Source organism: Streptomyces sp. NPDC046900, assembly GCF_040644975.1.
In the GTDB taxonomy this organism is placed as follows: Bacteria; Actinomycetota; Actinomycetes; order Streptomycetales; family Streptomycetaceae; genus Streptomyces.
Genome location: NZ_JBEYXD010000020.1, coordinates 74,238 through 94,593, shown reverse-complemented (window position 1 = coordinate 94,593; position 20,356 = coordinate 74,238). Strand labels below are relative to the sequence as shown.

Annotated in this window: 15 protein-coding genes and 1 pseudogene; 11 read left to right on the top strand and 5 right to left on the bottom strand. The window is 68.5% G+C overall.

What is annotated here, in order from left to right:
* Positions 1-62 precede the first annotated feature (62 nt).
* The 4 genes from ABZ904_RS21430 (at position 63) to ABZ904_RS21415 (ending at position 4,751) form a co-directional block, all read left to right on the top strand.
* The gene (locus tag ABZ904_RS21430; protein WP_359393605.1) at positions 63-344 is read left to right on the top strand and encodes a hypothetical protein; all 282 of its coding nucleotides are present in this window, start codon (positions 63-65) and stop codon (positions 342-344) included.
* 331 nt (positions 345-675) lie between these two features.
* On the top strand, positions 676-1,479 hold the full coding sequence (locus tag ABZ904_RS21425; protein ID WP_360998447.1) for a patatin-like phospholipase family protein: 804 nt from the start codon (positions 676-678) through the stop codon (positions 1,477-1,479).
* Positions 1,480-2,272: 793 nt separating this feature from the next.
* Positions 2,273-3,628, top strand: a complete 1,356-nt coding sequence (locus ABZ904_RS21420) for an ABC transporter permease (RefSeq protein ID WP_361825060.1) — start codon at positions 2,273-2,275, stop codon at positions 3,626-3,628.
* Positions 3,629-4,052: 424 nt separating this feature from the next.
* Complete coding sequence (locus ABZ904_RS21415) at positions 4,053-4,751, top strand: sigma-70 family RNA polymerase sigma factor (RefSeq protein WP_361825058.1); 699 nt, start codon at positions 4,053-4,055, stop codon at positions 4,749-4,751.
* A 526-nt stretch (positions 4,752-5,277) separates the two neighbouring features.
* Here the strand turns inward: ABZ904_RS21415 and ABZ904_RS21410 are convergent.
* On the bottom strand, positions 5,278-5,886 hold the full coding sequence (locus tag ABZ904_RS21410) for a TetR/AcrR family transcriptional regulator (RefSeq protein WP_360998450.1): 609 nt from the start codon (positions 5,884-5,886) through the stop codon (positions 5,278-5,280).
* A 490-nt stretch (positions 5,887-6,376) separates the two neighbouring features.
* On the opposite strand from ABZ904_RS21410, the gene ABZ904_RS21405 reads away from it, so the two are divergent.
* Positions 6,377-7,075 carry a nitroreductase gene (locus ABZ904_RS21405; RefSeq protein WP_359393594.1) on the top strand — a complete coding sequence of 233 codons (699 nt, stop codon included), beginning with the start codon at positions 6,377-6,379 and terminating at the stop codon, positions 7,073-7,075.
* Between the two features lie 361 nt (positions 7,076-7,436).
* Here ABZ904_RS21405 and ABZ904_RS21400 read toward each other — a convergent pair whose 3' ends face one another.
* Entirely contained in the window at positions 7,437-8,831 is a 1,395-nt protein-coding gene (locus ABZ904_RS21400) for a carboxypeptidase regulatory-like domain-containing protein (RefSeq protein WP_360998451.1), read from the bottom strand.
* Positions 8,832-9,163: 332 nt separating this feature from the next.
* Between ABZ904_RS21400 and ABZ904_RS21395 the strand changes: the two genes are divergently transcribed.
* The 5 genes and pseudogenes from ABZ904_RS21395 to ABZ904_RS21375 all read left to right on the top strand — a co-directional run bounded on the left by ABZ904_RS21395 (position 9,164) and on the right by ABZ904_RS21375 (position 13,103).
* Positions 9,164-9,973 carry a DUF427 domain-containing protein gene (locus tag ABZ904_RS21395; protein WP_360998452.1) on the top strand — a complete coding sequence of 270 codons (810 nt, stop codon included), beginning with the start codon at positions 9,164-9,166 and terminating at the stop codon, positions 9,971-9,973.
* A 36-nt stretch (positions 9,974-10,009) separates the two neighbouring features.
* A complete protein-coding gene (locus ABZ904_RS21390; RefSeq protein ID WP_359393588.1) occupies positions 10,010-10,519 on the top strand; it encodes a molybdenum cofactor biosysynthesis protein in 510 nt (169 codons plus the stop codon).
* A gap of 584 nt (positions 10,520-11,103) precedes the next feature.
* A complete protein-coding gene (locus ABZ904_RS21385; RefSeq protein ID WP_361825055.1) occupies positions 11,104-11,448 on the top strand; it encodes a PadR family transcriptional regulator in 345 nt (114 codons plus the stop codon).
* Positions 11,449-11,478: 30 nt separating this feature from the next.
* Positions 11,479-12,045, top strand: coding sequence for a hypothetical protein (locus ABZ904_RS21380; protein ID WP_360998453.1), 567 nt, complete (start codon positions 11,479-11,481; stop codon positions 12,043-12,045).
* 153 nt (positions 12,046-12,198) lie between these two features.
* Positions 12,199-13,103, top strand: a pseudogene (locus ABZ904_RS21375) (amidase).
* A gap of 116 nt (positions 13,104-13,219) precedes the next feature.
* On the opposite strand, the gene ABZ904_RS21370 reads toward ABZ904_RS21375, so the two are convergent.
* Together ABZ904_RS21370 and ABZ904_RS21365 are read right to left on the bottom strand one after the other, a co-directional pair.
* Entirely contained in the window at positions 13,220-14,017 is a 798-nt protein-coding gene (locus ABZ904_RS21370; RefSeq protein ID WP_359393582.1) for a hypothetical protein, read from the bottom strand.
* 202 nt (positions 14,018-14,219) lie between these two features.
* Complete coding sequence (locus ABZ904_RS21365) at positions 14,220-17,960, bottom strand: S8 family serine peptidase (RefSeq protein ID WP_361825052.1); 3,741 nt, start codon at positions 17,958-17,960, stop codon at positions 14,220-14,222.
* 411 nt (positions 17,961-18,371) lie between these two features.
* Here ABZ904_RS21365 and ABZ904_RS21360 point away from each other — a divergent pair, with 411 nt between their 5' ends.
* Positions 18,372-19,373, top strand: coding sequence for a LuxR family transcriptional regulator (locus tag ABZ904_RS21360; protein ID WP_359393578.1), 1,002 nt, complete (start codon positions 18,372-18,374; stop codon positions 19,371-19,373).
* Between the two features lie 195 nt (positions 19,374-19,568).
* Here the strand turns inward: ABZ904_RS21360 and ABZ904_RS21355 are convergent, their stop codons facing one another.
* The gene (locus ABZ904_RS21355; protein WP_361825050.1) at positions 19,569-20,276 is read right to left on the bottom strand and encodes a DUF4232 domain-containing protein; all 708 of its coding nucleotides are present in this window, start codon (positions 20,274-20,276) and stop codon (positions 19,569-19,571) included.
* Positions 20,277-20,356 lie beyond the last annotated feature (80 nt).

The following is a 20,356-nucleotide window of genomic DNA, read 5'->3' as shown; positions in this document are numbered from 1 at the left end:
CGAGACCGCGGCGGCTGCCGGACGCCGAAGGTGATCACCCGCGGCTGGCCATCGTGGAGCAGGTGATCTCCGAGTTGCAGAACGGCCCGTTCGCGCACGCCCCCTCGGGTAACTTCCCGGCTCACGCCGCCCGGCTCACGCCGCCCGCGCTCGCCTTCAATCTCACCCGCGCCCGCGGGACCCTTGCTCTTCCGTTTCACGAAGGCCGGCCGGGGATGGCCCTCTCAGTCCGGCTGGCGCTGCTCGGACCGACAGCGGTGGCGCTGCTGTCGCCGACTGCCAGGTGCTCCGGAGCAGGCCGGTCCAGCGATGCGGCACACGAAGCCGAGCACCCGCAGCGCTAGTAGCAGTGATCGCTCCTGAGCGTCGCATTCGCTGAGTCTGCCGAAACAGCGATCATGCGCCGCTCTTCCCGAATATCCGCAGGCCACTGACCCTGTGGAAGCCCCGATCCGGAGTCCGGGCCTGCACTAAGAAAACGAATGTTCGTCTTGACCTGTCGCTCACCTATGGCGCAGGATGGGCAGCGCTAAAGGAATGGCTGTTCCCGGAACGGGAGGAGGCGGCATGGCTACCGTGCAAACCGGCGGGTCAGGAATGACCCCGTGTCAGGTTCCGAAGGCTGACGGGATGCCGACAGCGCCTACGAGGGCCGAGCGGACGCCGTCCGGCACGGTGGCGTTCGTGCTGCAAGGTGGAGGCAGCCTGTGCGCAGCGCAAGTCGGTGCGCTTCGAGCGCTCACGCAGGCGGGTATCACTCCCGATCTCGTAGTGGGATCCTCGGCCGGCGCTCTCAATGGCGTTGCCTTCGCCGCCGACCCGAACATCGAGGGCATCGACAGGCTGGAAGCGTTGTGGCTGAGCCTCAAGCGCCGGCATGTCGCTCCGATATCGCCGAGGACTCTGATCAGGGCCGCCATGGGGTGGGGGGAGGCGGCGGTCTCGAGCCAGGCGCTGCAGCAATTGCTGCAGCACGGCGTCGGCGTATGCCGCCTTGAGGACGTCGCCGTGCCCGTGCACGTCGTGACGACCGACTTCGAGACCGGCGCCGCCGTCGTGCTGTCCCGAGGTGACGCTGTTTCAGCGCTCCTTGCCTCGTCGGCCTTCCCGGGGTTGTATCCACCGGTGCGCGTTGGGGAGCGCCGCCTCATCGACGGTGGCGTGTCGGCGGATACGCCTGTGCTCCAGGCGGAAGCGCTCGGCGCGACCACGATTTACGTGCTGCCCTCCGCCATCACGAAACAGGCGGGGCGTCAGGCACACGCACCCCTGCTCGCCGCCTACCGGGCAGTGAGCCAGATCCTGGATGAGCGTGAGAGACGAGACCTGGCAGCCGTCCGCGGGTCGGTTCTTCGGCTGCCCCCAGCCACCACCCCCGTAGCCAGCCTCATCGACTTCCGCGACACACCGCACCTGGTCCGGGCCGGCTACTCGCTCACCCAGGACTGGCTCATCCAGCAGCCCGCGGCCATGGCGTGAGGATGCCTCATGGCGCACCTGGCCCCCTTCATGCGACGTCTGGGGTCCTCCTCAACGTGCCGTTCAGTGCGCTTGGCGGCCTCATCCACGCCATCGGCAGACACGCCACGGAACCGGGAGACTCAGCCCGGCTCGGCCGCGAGGGCGGCCTCTGAAGATCAGGCGGTCGTCTTTCGCCGGCCCCACCCCACCTCCCTACACGCCCCCAGGTAACCCACCATGATCTATCCCTCCCCACCTCCGTCTCCGGACGACGGGGACCGCTCGGCCGTCAGGTCCAAGCCGCCGAACAGCGAAGACGGCAACCGCGGGGCCGGAAGCTGGCTGCGCAGTCGGCGTTGCGGCCGGGCGTCCGCGCACCTGCCACCGCACCTGGACGAGGCGACGCGGCACTGGTTCTCACCCTGCACCACGGTGGGGTACCGACCAGCTCCGCCACCGCGGTCGATCTTCTGTACCGGCTGATCAACCCCGGGCTGGTCAGCGTCGCCGGATGGATCCTGCTGGTTCACCACCGCCGACGGTCACCCCGAGGGCGGCGGGCACTCGACTCCGACACCGGCGCCGCACCGCGGCAGCCGCCGACACGGCCGGAGCAACAACCACGGTTGGAAGAGGTCAACAGGCAGGCCCCGGGTCAGCTCATCGGTGATCCCCACGGCACTGCCGCTGTGACGCAGGCCCCGCTGGTCGATGCCTTCGGTCACCTTCGGAGAGGCGGAGCGCGCCCGAACCTGCACACGCACTGACCTGCACGTCAGCGTCCGCTGATGTTCGCCCCCTCACATCGACTGTGACCGCGGCACAGGTCCATCTGGAAAGAAAACGAATGTTCATCTTGACGATTCTCGGCCAGCGCACCAGACTGATGCTTAACAAAATGATCATTCGTCTTATGGGAGGCGCGGCCGTGAAGAACCCACTGGTGAGGGTCCTGCCCTGGCGCCGGACTGTCCTCATGATCGTGGGGTTGCCACTGGTGATCTCGCTGGCCGCGATGGCATTCGCGTGGCCCGCATCGCGCATTGCGCCGCGAGACCTGCCCGTGGGGATCGTGGGTACGAGCACGGCCAGCCAGAATGCGGTCGAAAGCCTGGATCGTGGTGAACCGGGCGGATTCGACTTCCACCTCTACCCCGACCAGGCGTCGGCGCGCTCCGCCATCAAGAATCGGGATGTTTACGGTGCATTCGTCATAAATCCTGGCGAGGTCACCGTATTGGAGGCTACTGCCGCGAGTACGTCCGTGGCCCAGTTGCTCGGGATGTCTGGGCAACAACTTGCCGCCCACGCCGCGAAGTTGCCCGCAAGGACACCCGCCCCTCCGGCCCGTGCCACGTCCCACGGGTCTCGCGCTCGGAAGAGCGTCGCCAAGACGGTGGCCAAGGTCACTGTGAACACCGTGGATATCGTCCCGACCTCTGCAGACGACCCCCGGGGAGTGGTCTTCAGCGCGGCACTTCTCCCGCTCACCATCTGCAGCATTCTCATCGCAGCGCTCGTCACTCTGTCGGGTCTCCATCTGCCGGGGTGGCGTCGGTTCATCGACCTGATCGTCGTGTGCGCCATTTCTGGTCTCGCCGCTTACCTGGTGACCCAGGGCATCCTGGGCGCACTGCCCCACCAACACGTGGCCACCTGGGCGGCCCTGTCCCTCACCATGCTCGCCGTCAGCGCGACCAGCGCCGGCCTGATCAGGATCATCGGTCATCCAGGGCTCGGGGTCAGTGCCGCACTCATGGTCTTCGTGGGAAACCCGTTCTCCGGCAGCACGTCCGCACCGGAACTGCTCCCCAAGGCAGTCGACGACATCGGCCAATGGCTGCCCCCGGGCGCCGGCGCAAATCTTCTGCGCAGCACGGCCTACTTCGACGGCAATGGATCCGGGGGCCATATCGCCGTTCTCACCCTGTGGAGTTTGTTCGGGTTGATGTCCGTCGTATTCGGTCGTCGGACCCTCACCGTCCCGGGCGACACGCTCGAACAAGACGCCCACGAGCCCAGCGATACGAGTGCTGAAGGCCCAGCCGCGGCCCAACCCGTCGGTGCCTTCTTGTCGTCAATGTCCGAAGCGCCCGTCCCGTCTCCTTCGCGGGCACTGGACGTGGGCCGCCCGCACTCGCACGCCCGGCACGCAGCCCACGATTGATGCGGACCACGATGAGTGCCCGTCGCCTCCGTGCGATACGGACCGGCCTCCCGTCGATCTGGCCGGTCCCCCGCGGACTCGTGGCGTCACAAGCGAAAGCCGCCCAGGAACATCGAACCGGAGAACACAACCCGCTTGGTCTCCGGGCGCTGGGGACGAGCGCGGGCCTCGCGACCAGCAAGGGCGTAACTACCGGGCGAGGGTGCTCCAAGAGGAGTTGGTCAAGGCGGTGCGGTCCCGTACTGCCCCTCATGGCGCCCGTTTTGACGGATCGACGTTGACCCCCTCGAAGAGATCGGCCGGACGCCCGTGCGGCATAGCGCGACATGTTCGTCGACACCGACGGCATGTTCGCCGCCGCTGCTGGCCCTCACGGGCGCCAAAGCGCCAAAGCACCAAAGCACCAAAGCAAGGAAAAGGAACGATGTCCACGACGGACAAGCCTGCGCATGACGCCGGGGACCCCCCTGAACCGGAAGCCGTCTTCCACCACAACCGTGGCGTGATGTTCGGTATCGCCTACCGGATGCTCAGCAGCGTCAGCGAAGCCGAGGACGTCCTCCAAGAGGCCTGGATCCGCTGGCAGACATGCGACCGATCCCAGGTGCAGAACCCGAAAGCCTTCCTCACCACGTTGGTGACGAGGCTCGCCATCAACGTGCTGCAATCGGCGAGAGTTCGCCGTGAGAGGTACGTCGGCGTGTCGCTGCCGGAACCCATCGACACCATGAGCGACCCCGAGGCGGGCGCCATGAACAGGGAAACGCTCGAAGTCGCGGTGCTCATACTTCTGGAACGGCTGACCTCTGTGGAGCGAGCCGCTTACGTGCTCCGGGAGGCCTTCGACTACCCGTACAGAGAGATCGCCGAGATCATCGGCCATTCCCAGGTCAACGCTCGTCAACTGGTCAGCCGAGCCCGCAAGCGCCTGGACACAACGAAACGAGCCAGCGTGGCTGCCGAAGACCACCAGCGGTTCCTGACGGCATTCGTGGCGGCCTCCCAGACGGGGGATGTGGCCGTGCTGGAGCAACTGTTCGCCGAGGACTCCGTATCACACTCCGACGACAGCGCCGTCTGTGCCTCGGAGTGCCCCACCCTGGACCGTCACGGCGTGGCGTAGTGGCACCACCGTTCGTCGACCGCTATAGCACTGGCTCGAGCGCAGGACGGGTAACAGCGATAGGCGGGCGAACAGGTGTTCCGCGACGGCACCCGGTCAGTCGTCATGGTCAGCATGTGAATGCGTCGAGCCCGCGGCCACGCACCTCAGGGATGGGTCGGTCGGTTCCGCGTCGCGCCGGTTTCTCCGGACATGGCAGAGCCACTCTTGCGGGGAAAAGCGCATCTGTACCGCCCGCGGTCACAAATACGGAACAGATACAGCAAAGCGGGGGCCAGTACCGACGGTAGTGGCCATGATGCGAGTCGTCTTCGCTGGACAACCTGTAATGCACCACGCTCGCCGGAGGTGACGAGGGAATTCCCCACTCTGTCCAGCGATGGGTACCGTGGGCACAGTGGCTTGCCGTGCTCTGAACATCCGACCGACAACATTTCAGTGTCTGTCGGGGGAGATGGCAAACACTCGGGCCTGGGGCCGGAGCATCAGGCTCTGCGATTCTACCGGCGCACCGGCAGTACCATATTCAATTTGAAGGCACGGCCGGATTTGGCCAGAGTGCCCGCAACGCGCCGGGAACTTCGTCCATAATCTTGGTGTCGCCCATGGCCAACTGGAGAATATAGCCGGGCAGGATACATACAAGTGCGGCGGCGATCGCCTCGGGAGACACCTCGCGCGTGAGGTTGCCGCTCTGCTGGTGCTCTCGCACGACATCCGTGAGGGCGGCTCGCATCTGAGTCATGAGGTCGTCGAACTGCCCGGCCAACGAGGGGTTCCGCAGAGATTCTGACCACGCCAGCACGGACAGGCCGGCGATATTCTGCTCGACGGTCTTAGTTTTCACAATATCGAGGACCTCGGCCATGAGAGCCCCAACGGAACTGCTGGGACGGTTCCTGGCGGCGCTGTGAACCATGTCGAGGACGTCACGCATGTTCTCCTCGACGATCGCCGTGATCATCTCGTTCTTGCTGGCGAAGTGGCGATAAACCGCGCCCGCCGACAGTCCCGATTCCGCGAACAGGTCTTGCATGGACGTCGAGTGGAATCCGTCGCGCAGGAAGCAGCGACGCGCCGCATCCAAGATCTGCTTACGACGGGCCTCCATGTACTCCTGCGTGACCTTAGGCATGGATCCATCCTACGCGAAAAAAACGAATCTTCGTGTTAACTTACACGCTGACCTCCCGCCACGCCCTCAGTCGACAGATTGCCCTGACCGTCCTCCGGCGCACGTGCGATTGCGCGGGTCGCGTACCGGTCTTGAGGATCGGCAAGTCGTGGCAGCGGGCGGTGCCGATCTCGCGGCCTTTGTCGGCACCTTTCACGCCCGTGCGCCCTGCGCGACCATCCGTGACCGTCTGATCTACGTGCCCGCCCGCCTGGACTGGCGACGCACCCACCACCCGCCCGACCGCCGGCCCCGGGCAGGACGCCTTTGAGCCCTGTTCAACACGGTGCACGCCTGCCCTCGGCTGGTTGACCCGCACTCAGCCCGTGGATCTCCGGGCTGACGCGTCCTGCCGAAGATGAATCTTCTGAGAGATGTCGGACTCTTGTCACATTTCACAGGCTTTACCGGTCAATCAGGTAGAACGCCATCAAATGGGAGGTAGGTGACTGTGAACGTCTATGAAGCGATCACGAGCCGACACGCGGTACGCGAATTCAGCGACCGTTGTATCCCGAGGGAGGTGCTGGAGCGCGTACTGTCCGCTGCGGCTTGGGCACCGTCAGCATCGAACTTGCAGCCATGGCACATCTATGTCCTTACGGGCTGCCCGCTGGCCGAGCTCAGGAAGCGCGCCGGCGAGCGCGTGGCCTCAGGTGATGCCTGGGACGAGCCGGAGTACGAGCAGTACCCGACCGCGCTGAAGTCTCCGTACCGCGAGCGCCGATCCGCTTTCGGTGAGCAGCGCTACGGCGCACTCGGTATCGCCCGCGAGGACCTGGAAGCTCGCCAGCGGGCCGCTGCTGCGAACTGGGACTTCTTCGGCGCGCCCGCCGCCCTGTTCTGCTACATCGATCGGGCAATGGGGCCACCCCAGTGGGCCGATGTCGGCATGTATCTGCAGACCGTCATGCTGCTCCTCCGCGCGGAGGGGCTGCACAGTTGCGCGCAGATGGCGTGGGCGAAGTATCGCAAGACCGTCGCGGAGGTCTTGTCACCGCCGAAGGGCCTCATCCTCTTCTGTGGCATGTCGATCGGCTACGAGGACGTCACAGCGGGCAACGCCCGTACGGGCCGGGCGCCACTCAACGAGACGGTCACTTTCATCGATGATCAGCCGGGTGGCGTACCCCCTGCGACCTCAACATGAAGTTCCACCGTTGAACTGAACCAGCACTCACCGACGGAATGCGCACGCGCGGCCCCCATTCACCCTGTTCGGCGGGCGGGTTGCGGTCGTGATGCGTACCAGAATTCTGGAACCCGCGCGCTTGCCCGTATGGCAGCCGCAAGTTGGGCCTGCCCGCACGGGTGGCAGACATGTACAACGAACGGGACGTACGCCTGACCTGACGCACCGTGCGGCTGCCGGAAGGCCGCTCGCCCCTCGACAGCCGTACGGCCTCTCGCTCACGGGCCGGCCGCGGACATGGCCGGGGTCACCGCCGGCGCCATCAGCGCATGCACGGTGGGCGGAACGCGGAGCGGACCCGTCAGCGAAAGGTAGCTGTTCAGCCCTCTTCGTGCGCCAACGTCAGATCGAAATCCTGGCCGCTGCCGTCGAAGGCAAGAGGTGTGGCTCGGGCCGGATACCCCGCAGCTACGACCGTGTAGCGGTCGCCTTCGAGATCAGCGAACGCGTAGGAGCCGTCCTTGGCAGTGAGGGTCATACCGACGACATCGCCCGCCGGATCGAGCAGGGTGACACGAGCCTCGGAGACGGGGCGGCCGTCAGCGCCGGCGCGGACGGTGCCCCTGAGCACGGTGGCCGCGCGCCGTAGCTCCGCCCGGACGGGCCGCCGACGCGCGTGCCCGGCGACGGGCCGCCGGCGGATGTACCCGGCGGCGTGGCACAGGGAGCGGCCGGCCACCGCCACCCAGGCGATGACGAGCAGTGCATAGAGCACCACGGCTATCCAGACGAACGGCTTTGAACCCGTCCGTGCCGTGAGGGCGCTGGTGGCCGTCACGCAGGCGCCGACCGGGAAGATGAAGGACCACCACGTGGGTGCGAAGGGCAGCCCGGCCCGGATCGTCCGTACGGTCAGCCCGGCGGCGAGCACCAGCCAGAGCATGGCGAAACCCCACACCACGATTCCGCCCAGCAGTGCGAAGACCGCGGTGCCCCGCGCGTAGGGTGCGGGCAGCGTGCTGGGCGCCACCGCGGCCAGGGCGCCGAGGGCCGTCACCGACTGGCCCAACGCCCCCACCCCGATCCACACCGTGGGCACCACGGTCCCGGTGGGTGCTTCGTGGTGCACCAGACGGCCGTAGATCATGGCCAGCACCAGCAGTGCCGCCACGAGGCCGAGCCCCAGCATCGCGTAGCAGCCCAGGAGCAGGGCGAGCCGCGGCTGCCCGGCGGGTGTATGGGGGACAAGCAGCGCACCCGTCGCGGCCGAGACCATCGGCGGTACCACCGGCATCAGCCAGCCCCCGAACGCCGCGTCCGGAGCGAAGCGGTGCCGGGTGACCATCAGATAAGGCACCGTGCACGCTGTGACAAGACCGAGCACGGTGCCAAGCGACCACAGCACCCAGTCGACGTCCAGCGCCGCCTCGAGCCCGATCAGTCGGCGGCCGAGCAACAGCGTCCCGGCGCCCACCGTGAGCAGCGCCATCGGTGGCGCGCCGAAGAACTGGGCCATCACCGGGTCACCGGCGTGCAACCGAAACGCCCGCTGCCGGAGGTAGCCGACAGCCAGCAGGATCAGCAGGAGCACCGCGCCCAGCCAGACCACCATGGCGGCGGTCCGGAGTCCGGAGAAACTCCAGGGCAGGGTGACCGCCGCATTGGCGACGATGCCGGTTCCCATCACGGCTGCGAACCAACTGGGGCCAAGGAGCGGACGCGTCGTCCTGTTTGCCGTAGGCGCCGAAGGGGCGGCGCACGGGGAGGAATTCATTCCCCAAACCCTATGGTCGGGTTGGAGCAACACTGTCGATGATGTCCTGATGCGAGCGGTTCATGGCACATATCGACGCCATGGCGTGGCTACCGCAAAGGGCCTCGAGGGAAGTGACAGCAAGGTAGGCCAGGCGCGGCAGTGCGGCCGATCATGATGTCGTCCGCCCTTGTCCGGGTGAAGACAGCAGGACAGCTGTCCGTTGCATCTGGATCGCCGATCAGGCATGTGACCGGAGCGGATGATGTGTCGGCGCCTGCGGTGGCCGGTTCGCGCGTCCGCCGGACAAACTGGGTGTACGGAAGCGGCAGGGCGGACTGAGGTGATCGCCGATGGCGGACGAGAGTGTGAACTACCCGGGTCTCATCGTCCCGGTCGGGCATGTCGAGCCGGTGCCGCGACGTATCCGTGCGCAGGTCGACGGCCAGTGGGTGTTCGACACCCGGCACGCGCTGTACGTGTGGGAATGGCCCGGCTATCCGCAGTACAGCATTCCGCTGCGGGATCTGGCCGACGGCGTCCTGAGCGACGACGGCCGCACCGGTCGGCTGGGCCCCGGCCCCGCGCGGCGGCACTCGCTGCGGGTGGGCTCCGAGGTCCGTGAGGGCGCGGCGTGGGTGTGGGACGAGGGAGCCCCGAAGGCACTCATCGGCACCGCCCGATTCCGGTGGGACGCGATCGACGCGTGGTACGAGGAGGATGAGCAGGTCTTCGTGCACCCCAGGAGCCCGTACACCCGGGTGGACGCGCTGCGCTCGTCCAGCAGCGTGCGCGTCGAGGTGGACGGCACTGTCCTGGCGGACGCGCCGACCTCGGTGAAGCTCTTCGAAACCGGCCTGCCGACCCGCTACTACGTGGAGCGCGCCTTTGTCGACTGGACGCAGCTGCGTTCCTCGGCCACGGTGACGGAGTGCCCGTACAAGGGGCGGACAAGCGGGTACTGGTCGTTCGTGAGCGGGGCCGTCGCCCATGACGATCTCGCTTGGGCGTACGACTTCCCGACGGTGTCGTGCACCGCCATCGCGGGGCTGGTCGCCTTCTACAACGAGCACGTCGACCTGTACGTGGACGGCGTCCTGCTCCCGCGGCCCACCGCGCTCTCACGGGCAGAGTGGAACAAGCGGCAGCGGACGCATTCATGAGCCGCCTGCCGGCGCCCACGGATTAGGGTTGACGGTATGTCCCTGGTGGAAGTCGTGCAGCTGCTGGTGTCGCCGGTGCACCGGTACATGGGACGGCCGTCCCAGGGGCCCTCGGATGCGCCCGGGCAGGAGCTGGTGGGGAGCGTCGAGGTGCGGCGGAACCTGGGCATCGTGGGCGACCGCTACTACGCGCGCCCGGCACATCGCGACGCCGCTGTCACGGTCATGTCGGCTGAGAACCTGCCGCTGGACATCAATCCGCAGGCCGATCTCGGACTCACACGCCGGAACATCCTGCTGCGCGGCGTCGATATCGACGCGTACGTGGGCTCGACGGTGTCGCTGGACACAGGCGCGGGCCGTGTCCTGCTGGCCGTACGCCGCCCGGCGCGCCCCTGCGCATGGATGGACGCCGTCATTGGTCCAGGCGCGCAACGCGCCCTGCGAGGCAAGGGCGGCGTGCGGTGCACGCCGCTGACGGACGGCGTACTCACCGTGGGGGAGGCGGAGTTCGCGGTCGTCGAGGGGGAGCGGGGCCCGTCCTAAGAGCCCAGCCGGCGACCGGGCCTCCTCTGCCCGATGGTGGCACTCCGACCGGATCCGCCACTGCGACGCCCGTCGTGGCAGCCAAGAGGATCACGACGGCTGGCGCAGCGCGCACCACCCTCGCTGACTGCCATGCCGCAGCCCGCCCCACGGTGTCCCGTAGACCCATCACGACCTCATACCACCCTGATGACTTCAGGTTGGACGATGGATGCGGCCCGTGATCAGCATGTCGTGGAGTTCTACCTCCACCTGGCCACCCCGCTCGTCACGCTCGGCATGCTGATCCGAAACGCCACCACCCACTACCGGCGGGACAGGCGCCAGCACACGCCGCCTCAAGTGATCCATTTGCGTCGGTCCAGTTCGGTTGATGCGGCTGCAGACAGGAGGGGTGTGCTGGAGTGCCTGTCGGGAGCGCAGCACATCGCAGCCGTCCCGGCCGGCAGATCACCGGCTCGACCGGGCACGGTCCTCCGCGCCCCGAACGCTCCAGGACTGTTCCTGGGCCGCGAAGTCAGGCCAGATCCTGCTTGGAGAAGGCACTACTTGACTTTGCATAGTACTGGGTGGCGCATAACTGTGTGACGTCAACCCATGACCCACAGCAACTGAAGGGCGTCCTGTGGCTGCTCCTGCTGCGGCTGCTCGCTGAGCAGGAGTCCTACGGCTACGAGGTGGTCCAGCGCCTGCAGGCGTCCGGCTTCACGGACGTCCTGGAAGGGACCGTGTATCCCGCGCTGGCGCGCCTGGAGCGGGAGGGTCGGCTGGTCACCCGGCTGGTGGCCTCGCCCAGCGGGCCGGCCCGCAAGTACTACCGGCTGACACCCGCCGGGCGCGAAGCGCTGTCGGCGGGCACCGAAGCCTGGACCCGGCACGTGCTCGCCGTCAACGCCGTCCTTGGCTCAGACGCGCCCGGAACACCGTGACCGGAACTCACTGACATCGAAGGGGGAACCATGCAGCACAGCCTCAGCCGGCTCGACCGCCTGCGCGTGGAGCGCCTGGTCTGGTCCCTGGACCAGCAGCTCTACGACCTTCCCCGGCACAGCCGCATCACCACCCGGCGCGAGGTCCGTGCCAACCTCCTGGCCGCGGCCCAGGACGTCGGCACGGGCCAGGCACTGCGCCGAGTGGGCAGCAGCCGCCAACTCGCCCAGGACTACCTGACCGCCGAACTGGGGCCCGGCCCGCGCCACTCCTGGATCGCCGCCACCTACTTCGCGGTGACCGTGCCGCTCGTCCTCAACTTCTTTCTGGGCGAGTCCGCCTCCGCCTACCAACAGGCCGTCACCTCCACCGACCCGCAGGCCACCGGCACCCACGTCTGGCAGGGCGTCACCTGGCTGCAGAACGCCGTCACCTTCACCTTCGACCACGGCCACGCCACCCGGACCGGCGGGTCGTGGACCGTCCTCGTCTACGTGCTCTGGCTGGCCGGCACCATCGCGTGCGGGCGACTGTGGCGACTCATCCACGTGCGCCAGGGCCAAGCGCCCACGGCTCCCAGCCCCGGAGGGCCGTGAGGCGGAGGCGAGCGGTCGTGGACTCGCAGTCGGTGAAGGCGGACGCCACCGTTTCCTTCGCTTCACGTCAGGTCCGGCGACATCGGCCCGCACGAACTCCTGGACGCGGTCGCCACCCGCATCGAGCAACGGAACCCCCTCGTCAACGCCATCGTGGCGACCCGCATCGAGCAGGCTCGCGCCGAGGTGGACGCGGGCCTGCCGGACGGTCCACTGCGCGGCGTCCCGTTCGCGGTCAAGGACCTCGGCTGCGACATCGCCGGCATGGTGACCACGTCCGGTTCGCGGCTGTTCGCGGAGGCGGTAGCCGCACGCGACGGGCACCTGGCGCGCCGGTACCGGCGCGCGGGCCTGGTGCTCATCGGCAAGACCAACACCCCCGAGTTCGGCAAGAACGCCGGCACCGAGCGCTGCTGCACGGCCCGACCCGCAACCCGTGGCGGCCCACACACTCGGCGGGCGGCTCGTCCGGTGGGTCGGCGGCCGCCGTCGCCGGCGGGCTGCTGCCCGTCGCGCACGCCAACGACGGCGGCGGATCCATCCGCATCCCCGCCGCGTGCTGCGGGCTCTTCGGGCTCAAGCCGTCCCGGGGCCGCCTGCCCGACGACGAGGGCCTGGGCGCCCCGGCCTATCCGCTGGCCGCGCACCACGCGGTGACCCGGACCGTCCGCGACAGCGCCGCGCTCCTCGACGTCGTCGCGGGCCCGCTGCCCGGCGGCGCCTACGGGCCGCTCGGCGGGCCTGAGCCGGGATCATTCCTCGCCGCGCTGGACTGTCCGCCCGCGCCGCTGCGCATAGGCGTCGCCACCGCCACCCCCGCAGGCGTCACCGCACACGACACCGCCGTCCGCGCCGTGCGGCGCACCGCCGACCTGCTCGCCGACCTCGGCCACGACGTCCGGGAGTCAGCCCCCGACCCTGGCCGTCCCTGTCCCGCCGCTCAGCCTGCTGGACACCACCGACACGGACGCGATGGTCGAACACGCCGCCAAACTGCCCTGGTTGACCTCGGTGTTCAACATCAGCGGTCTGCCCGCCGCGAGCTGGCAACTCCCTGACGTGGGCCGGAGGGTGATCGGCGCCGCTGTTCCCGGTGAGTTCCCGGTGCGTTCCGACGGATCGGGCACGCAACGGGCATCTCAAGCCCCTCTGCGGATGCCGTTGGCGGCGGGGTTCAGCCACGTTCCTGGTAGTTCATGAACCAGTGGGTGTCGAAATAGCGGGCCATCGTGAACCGGTGGTGCGGGTCGATGAGGATGCGGCAGACGAACTCCGCGGCCTGGCACGCGAAGGGGACTTTCTCGCCGTCGAAGGACCGGACGACGACGGGCCAACGGTCGGGGTCGTCGCCGTCGGTCTTCCAGCAGTACAGGTCCTCGTGCTCCGTGCCCGCCCAGATGAGCAGCCCGTCCTCTCTGAGAGCCGTCCACGGCTCCTGGTTCAGGTCCAGATATCCGTCGAAGGCACCCTCGCCGAACGTCTCGACCATGCGCTTGTAGTCGCTCGGCAGTGTGGTGCCCAGGCGCGACTCCACCTCCGCCCAGTCCACGTCCGGCCGCTGGGCGGGCTGAGTCCAGCCGGTGATCTGCCTGAGCCGCTGCATCCAGTCGACGTTCTGGTCCGGAGCGACCGCCAAGGGTTCTGGCACCGCCCTGCGAGCGACCACCAGTACCGGCCGCTCGATCTCCTCGGCGTCCCGCGCCGTGCCCGTGCCGATCCACTGATCCCCGTATGCCCACGCCCGTATCGTGACGACCCGGTCCTCGAAGGGGACGAGGAGAGCCGCGCCCCTGGACTCGTCGACCGTCGGATCGGTGAAGCCGTCGAGGACGAGGGTGCGCGGGGCGCCGTACCTGCCGTCGAGCAGGTCGGTCAGGTCCCGCGGGTCGAGGTCGCTGGGCAGGTACATGTAGCCGTCCCCCGGGCCGATTTGGGCCAGCAGGTCGTTGACGGACGTTTGCGTGAGCTCCATGGCGGACAGTGAAGCGCACCGCACTGTCAATGGACGTGCTCACAGATGTGTCTGACGTCAATTCGGAAGGGTTCGGACCCTGGTGCCTCATCAGGCATGGTTGGCCCCGATGATGGGCAGCCGTATGCCGCCGCGTGGACGAGGGCCCCTGCCCGCGGCGGATGCCGCGAACAGGGGCCCTTTCGTCAGCCGCCCGCCGTCGCTACTTCAGGCCGAAGGCGCGGATCAGGGTCTGGCTCACGCTGTTCCCCTCCGTGTCCTGCGCCGTGGTGCGCAGGCTCGCGAAGCGGGCCCGCGCCGACGCGTCGAGCTGCGCCTTCCAATTGCCGCCCGACTGCCGCAGCGTCGCCTTGTGCCACGTGGCGCCGTCGTCGTACGACACTTCGAGCGTCACCGTACGGATCGCCCCCGCGCCCGCCGCGCCCGTCAGGTGCGACGGGGTGACCGTCAGCCCGGTCCGCCGGTGCGCCTTGCCGGACAGGTCGGTGGGCACCGCGTAGTCGAGCTGCACCAGGGGCAGAGGTGTGAGGACCGTGTAGTCCGTGGTGGCGGAGGTGAACGCCCACTCGGTGCGCGTCCGTGTCGAGTAAGGCCGGTCCGGCACGTTCCGCTTGCCCTCCACCACGATCCGGTAGGGCAGCGGGTCCGGTGACACCCCCTCGGCAGAGATGATGCCCTCGTTGAAGCCCTCGCCGAGCAACTGGTCGCCCTGGTAGAGCGAGATCTTCGTCGTGTCGGCGTCGACCCAGGCGACGCCCCCGTGACCGTCGGAGTCGCCCCACGCAGGCAGCCGCGACGTGTTGATGATGTCGCCCGTCCGGTACGGGGCCCGCCAGCTGATGTTGTCGTTCAGCAGCCGCGGGTGCTGGATGGGTGAGAACCAGGTCTCACTGGTGGTGCTGCCCGGCTGGTACGAGTGCGCCACGCCTCCCTGGTAGAGGTCACGCATGCTGGCCGAGGAGACCCAGCGGGCGTCCGTGCCCGCCGAAACCCACGACGTCAGCGTGCCCTGGGCCGCAACCGCCGTCGGCTGAATGAGCATGGGGCTGTCGAAGACGGCGGACACATCCTCGCGGTACTGGACGGCCTCGCCCTGCTTGGTGTTGCGGAACTCATCGTCGATCCGGGCGAGTTCGCCGGGGCCGGGCCGATAGGACGGATCCCGGGGGACAGCCCCGTCGTAGTGGCGGACCAGGTCGTACACGTAGCGCGGATACGGGTGCGAGACCACCTTCAGCGTGGCCGTGCCGGTCTTGCTGATCCGGCTCAGCAGCCGTGCGCTGTCGTCGGTGCCGAGCGAGGCCACCGGCAGCGGGGCGGCGTCCGGCAGGTCCGCCCACGGGTCCAGCTTTCCGTAGCCGTCGTTCAGGATCAGCAGCTGCCTGGCGCCGGCCTTCGACGCGGCCGCGGCCTGGTCCGGGGCGGGCACGGTGTCGCTGCGGCGGACGACCGCCACCTGGCCGCGCACCTTCACCTTGCGGAAGTCCGCGGCCGAGCCGTCGCCCGCCCAGACGGCCCGGTAGCTGCCCGTGCCCGCCGGCAGCTTGGGGGACAGGCTCTGGATGACGACGTCATCGTAGGTCTGTGAGCCGGCGGAGTACGTCAGCGGCGGCTGGACCTGCCGCCAGCGGGTCGCGAAGACGTACGAGCCCTTCGTCACCTTCGGTGTCGGGGTCACCCAGAGGCTGTCGTACCGCCAGTACTCGGGCATGTAGCTGTCCAAGAACGGGAACAGGCCGCTGTTGGTGCGGTACTGGTCCACCCGCATGAACTGATTGGCGGTCCGCTGCGGGGTGTAGGCGGCCGCCTTGCGCAGGTCCGCGGCGTCGAAGCTGACGGTGCGGTCGGTGTCGAGGTCGATCTGCGGCGCGGAGAACATCGCGAAGCCCAGCGTGTGTGTGCCGTCGATGCCGGGCACGGCGGTGTTCATCCACGCCGAGTACGTGCCCGGTGACAGGCGCAGGCTCATGTGGCCCGAAGCGTCGATCTCGTACATCTTGGGCGTGGTGTTGCGCTCGACGTCCTTCAGGACGAGGGTGCCGGGCAGGGCGGCCCCGTGGCGGTCCTTGGCCGTGACCGACAGGGTGACGCGGCGGCCCTCCTTGTTCACGCCGACCGGCGTGCGGGAGAGAACCGTGCCGTCGGCGCCGGTGGCGGTGAGCAGGCCGGAGTAGGCGGCGTTGTCCTGTGCAGCGTCGAGGTGGGTGATCACGCCGACGGTGGCGGCGCCGTGCGCGGGCACGGTCAACCGGCTGTCGGTGAGGGTGAACAGGCCCTCGGGCAGCTGGTCCCGGCTCAGGGACAGGTCCACGGTGACCGGCTCGGTCCCGGTGTTGGTGTAGGTGACGTCCTTGCGGACGCTCTGACCCGGCGTGTACGGGTAGTGGGCCTGTGCGAACGCGTTCCCGGAGGCGACCAACGTGGCCTTCACCGCGGCGGCGACGTTCAGCCGCCCGCTGCCGGCCTGATAGGGGCTGAACCGCTGGGTGCTCGAGGTGGTGCTGACCAGCGCGTCCTTGAGCTGCTGCCCCGTCCAGTCCGGGTGTTCGGCGGCCAGCAGGGCCGCGGCGCCCGCGACGTGGGGCGTCGCCATGGAGGTGCCGCTCATCGTCTGGTAGGCGCCCTCGCCCTCCGGCGCGTACTGCGAGCGTGCCGCCAGCACGTCCACACCCGGGGCGGTCAGATCGGGCTTGATGGCGTTGTCGCCCACGCGGGGGCCGCGGCTGGAGAAGCTCGCCAGCTGGTCCACGCCCTTGCCCGGGCCGTGCACCGCGCCGACGGTCAGCGCGGCGTCCGCCGCCCCGGGGGTGCTCACGCTGTACGGCGCCGGGCCGGAGTTGCCGGCCGCGATGACGAACAGCGCGCCGGTCTCCTCGCTGAGCCGGTTCACCGCCTGGCTGAGGGGGTCGGTGCCGTCGGTGGGTTCGCCGCCGAGGCTCATGCTGACGATTTTGGCGTGCTGGTCGCGGGCGGCCCACTCCATGCCGGCCAGGATCCAGGAGTCCTGGCCGTTGCCGAGGTTGTCCAGGACCTTGCCGATGTGCAGCGAGGCACCGGGCGCGACACCCTTCTCCGTACCGCCGGACGCGGCGCCGGTGCCGGCGACAGTGGAGGCGACGTGGGTGCCGTGGCCGTGCCGGTCGGTGACGTCCTCATCGGGCACGAAGCTCTGCGTCGCCGCGATACGGCCGGCGAAGTCGGGGTGCGCGGCGTCGATGCCGGTGTCCAGGACGGCGACGTCCACGCCCTGCCCGGTGTCCCCGCCCGCCCAGACCTCCGGGGCGCCGATCTGCGCGGTGGTGTCGGACAGCGTGGCCTTGGCCTTGCCGTCCAGCCACACCTTGGCGATCCCGTCGGTCAGCCGTCCGGACGGCGACGCCGCCCCGGCCGTACGCGCCCCGGCTGAGCCCGTCGGAGTGCCGGTGAGGGAGGACCAGAAGTTCGCCGCCTGTGCGTGGTCGGCGGATATCGCGGCACCCTGGATGCTGCTGAGTATCCGGGTCCTGCTCGCCCCCTCCGGGGTCTTTGCGCTGCGGGAGCGGGCGGCGGCGTCGGTGTAGGTGACGATCAGTGGCAGGTGGTCGCTGCGCGCGTCGTCGTAGCCGTCCGCGAGCAGCTCGGTGACGTTGAACAGGTGCTCGTCCAGCGCCCCGGACGCGATGTAGGGCAGAGCCGCCTCGGGATACACATAGATGTCGCCGCCGACCGTCATGACGTGCGCGCCACCGGTCCTGCCCTGGGGATCGGTCACCGACGTGACCGAGCGCCTGCTGCCATGAGCGGTCACCGTGGCCTTGTCGCCGGTGATCAGCGTGACGGTACGCGTGACGGCCTGACCCGGGGTGACGGTTGCTCTGGGGGACGGGGACGTCGGAGCGGCGTCGGCCGAGGTGGCAGGACCGGCGGTCGTCAGCACCACAAGTGCTGCGACGGCGGCTGTCAACCCGCGTCTGCGGGACGGAGGCATGGGCAAGGGAACCTCACGGACTAGATGTGCAGGAGACCTCCGCAGTCAGCCATCCGTTCGCATCACTGTAAAGACAGCTCTTTGGCACTTCTGTGCCATGTCACCAAGTGGCATTCTTTCAATTCGGCACAATGGACCTCTGAGTGGGACATCCTGCACGGTGTGAGAAGGTGACAGGTCCCCAAGAAAGCCCACGTGTGAGCAGGGCCGTTACCTTGCGCAGTGTGGCCCGGATATGTCGCATCGGCATGTTCCGCCCGCGGCAGCACCCGCGGGCGATGACAACGTGTGATTCGATTGCGCGTGGTGACGAATGGTCACACGGGCAGGTCCGGTGCCGCCCCGGCAGTCGTGCCGGCTCAACGCGGCCAGAAGCGGAGAGCAGCGATGGAAAACGATGCCCCCTTGGCCTTGGTCGGCCTCGATGCGGAGGCGGAGGCTGTCTATCGCCACCTACTGACACGCGGTGGCGGGACTGTCGACAACGTTGTGGCGGCATGCGGACTGGCGTGGGAGCAGGCGTTGGCGTTGCTCGAACGTCTGCACCACTCCGGATTGGTCAGCCGTCGATCCTCAGGGGAGTTCCTCACCGTGGATCCCCGTCACGCGCTGGAAGCACTGGTGGAGTCCCGCGAGCGTCAACTGGCTGCCGTACGGGACGCGGCGGGATCGCTCGGCGCGATCTTCGACGACGCCAGACGGGCCAGTACGACCGAACCTGCCACCAGGACGATCAGCGGCCCGGAGGTGGTCGGTGACTACTACTACCGACTCAAGCAGGCTGCCCGATCCGAGCTCTGCGCTCTGGACCGCCCTCCCTTCCTGCTGGCTCCGAACGGACCGCTCGACGAGGCGGCTGTCCGGCGCGGGGTGCGGGTGCGTGTCGTCTACGCAGCCGCCAGTTTCGATCCTGAAGGTGGCTGGCAGGGGTTGGGCAGTCTCGTGTCGCGTGGGGAAGAAGCCAGGGTCGTACCGACGCTGCCGATCAAATTGGCGATGGCGGACCGATCGGCGGCGATGGTCTCGTTGAGCCTGGACGCTGACAGCACCGAGTGCCTCTACACCGAAGCGCCTCCCTTGCTGGAGGCATTGACCGAGCTGTTCGAGCGTTACTGGGACACTGCGCCCTCACTGAGTGGTGGCCCCGACTCCGAATCGTTGCCGTCACCAGGGCCGTCCGGCCAAGGCGACGAGGAGCGGGAGCCCACTGACGAGGAGCGGAGCCTGCTCGCGCTCTTCGCGGCTGGGGTCAAAGACGAGGCCATCGCCCGCCAGTTCGGGGTTTCGACGCGGACGCTGCGGCGGCGGATCCAAGACCTCTACACAGAGTTGGGGACCATCAACCGGTTCGGCGCTGGTGTCGCGGCAGCTCGACGCAACTGGGTTTGAGCGTCCTCCTCCCGCCTTGCCCTGCCCGGCTCAGACCATTCGCACGGTGTGGCTGTCTCGTTCGGTCCCCTGTTCGGGCCGGCTCCCTCATGCTGTCCGCCCACGGTTTGTCAGACGTCCTGTTGCATGACAAACCCCACTGCCGCAGAGCGGTCGGCGGTTGCTCTGCGGCAGCGGGGTGTGGAGCGGGGTGGGTCAGTCGCCGGTGCCCGCCTGGAAGGACGTCAGCTTTGCGGCGGACGATACGGGCACTGGGCCGCCTGTCCAGTCCACCTTCAGGGAGTCCTTCTCGTCCGGCGGGGTGATCAGGATCCCCGTGGGCGTGCCCGTGCTGGCGCCACTGACCTCGGGGTTGCCGAAGCTCAGCCCCGCCCAGGCGCTCTTGCCCGGCGCCAGCGTGATCTTCGTGAGACTTCCGGAGCCGCGCTTGGGGTCCGGTCCCAGCTGCTTACCGGAGGCGTCCACGAAGGCGGCGCCCGGGTAGCCGTCGATGGTGCAGGTGCGTGCGGAGAAGTTGGTCACGATGAGGGGGAAGTTCTCCTGCCCTGCGCCCGGGTTGTTCTCGCCGACGTGCCCGCGCAGTTCGGACGTGTTGCAGCGAGTGCTCGCGGCGCCGCCTCCAGAGGCGGGTGTGCTGCCGGAGCCCTGCGGCGAACCGGTGTCGGCGGAGGTGCCGCCCGTGTTCGTTGTACTGTCGGCGGCGCTAGAGTTGTCGCCGGAGGCCGGCTGGGCCGTCCCGGACGCCGTCTGCGGAGCGCCGGCGGTGCCTTGGCCGTCGTTGCAGGCTGTGAGCAGGCTCAGGGCAGCTACCGCACCGAACGCTGACACCACGCGTCGTGCCGTCAGGAAGGTGGCTGTGCTGTCGGGGTCCGGGCTCGCCGTGCCGCGCCGGAAGGTCGCCATGTCTGTTTGCTCCTTGGAACTTGCCGCTCGAGACGAGCGTGTGTGAACGGCGCCGTGCGCCCGGTCCTCCCTGTCCGATG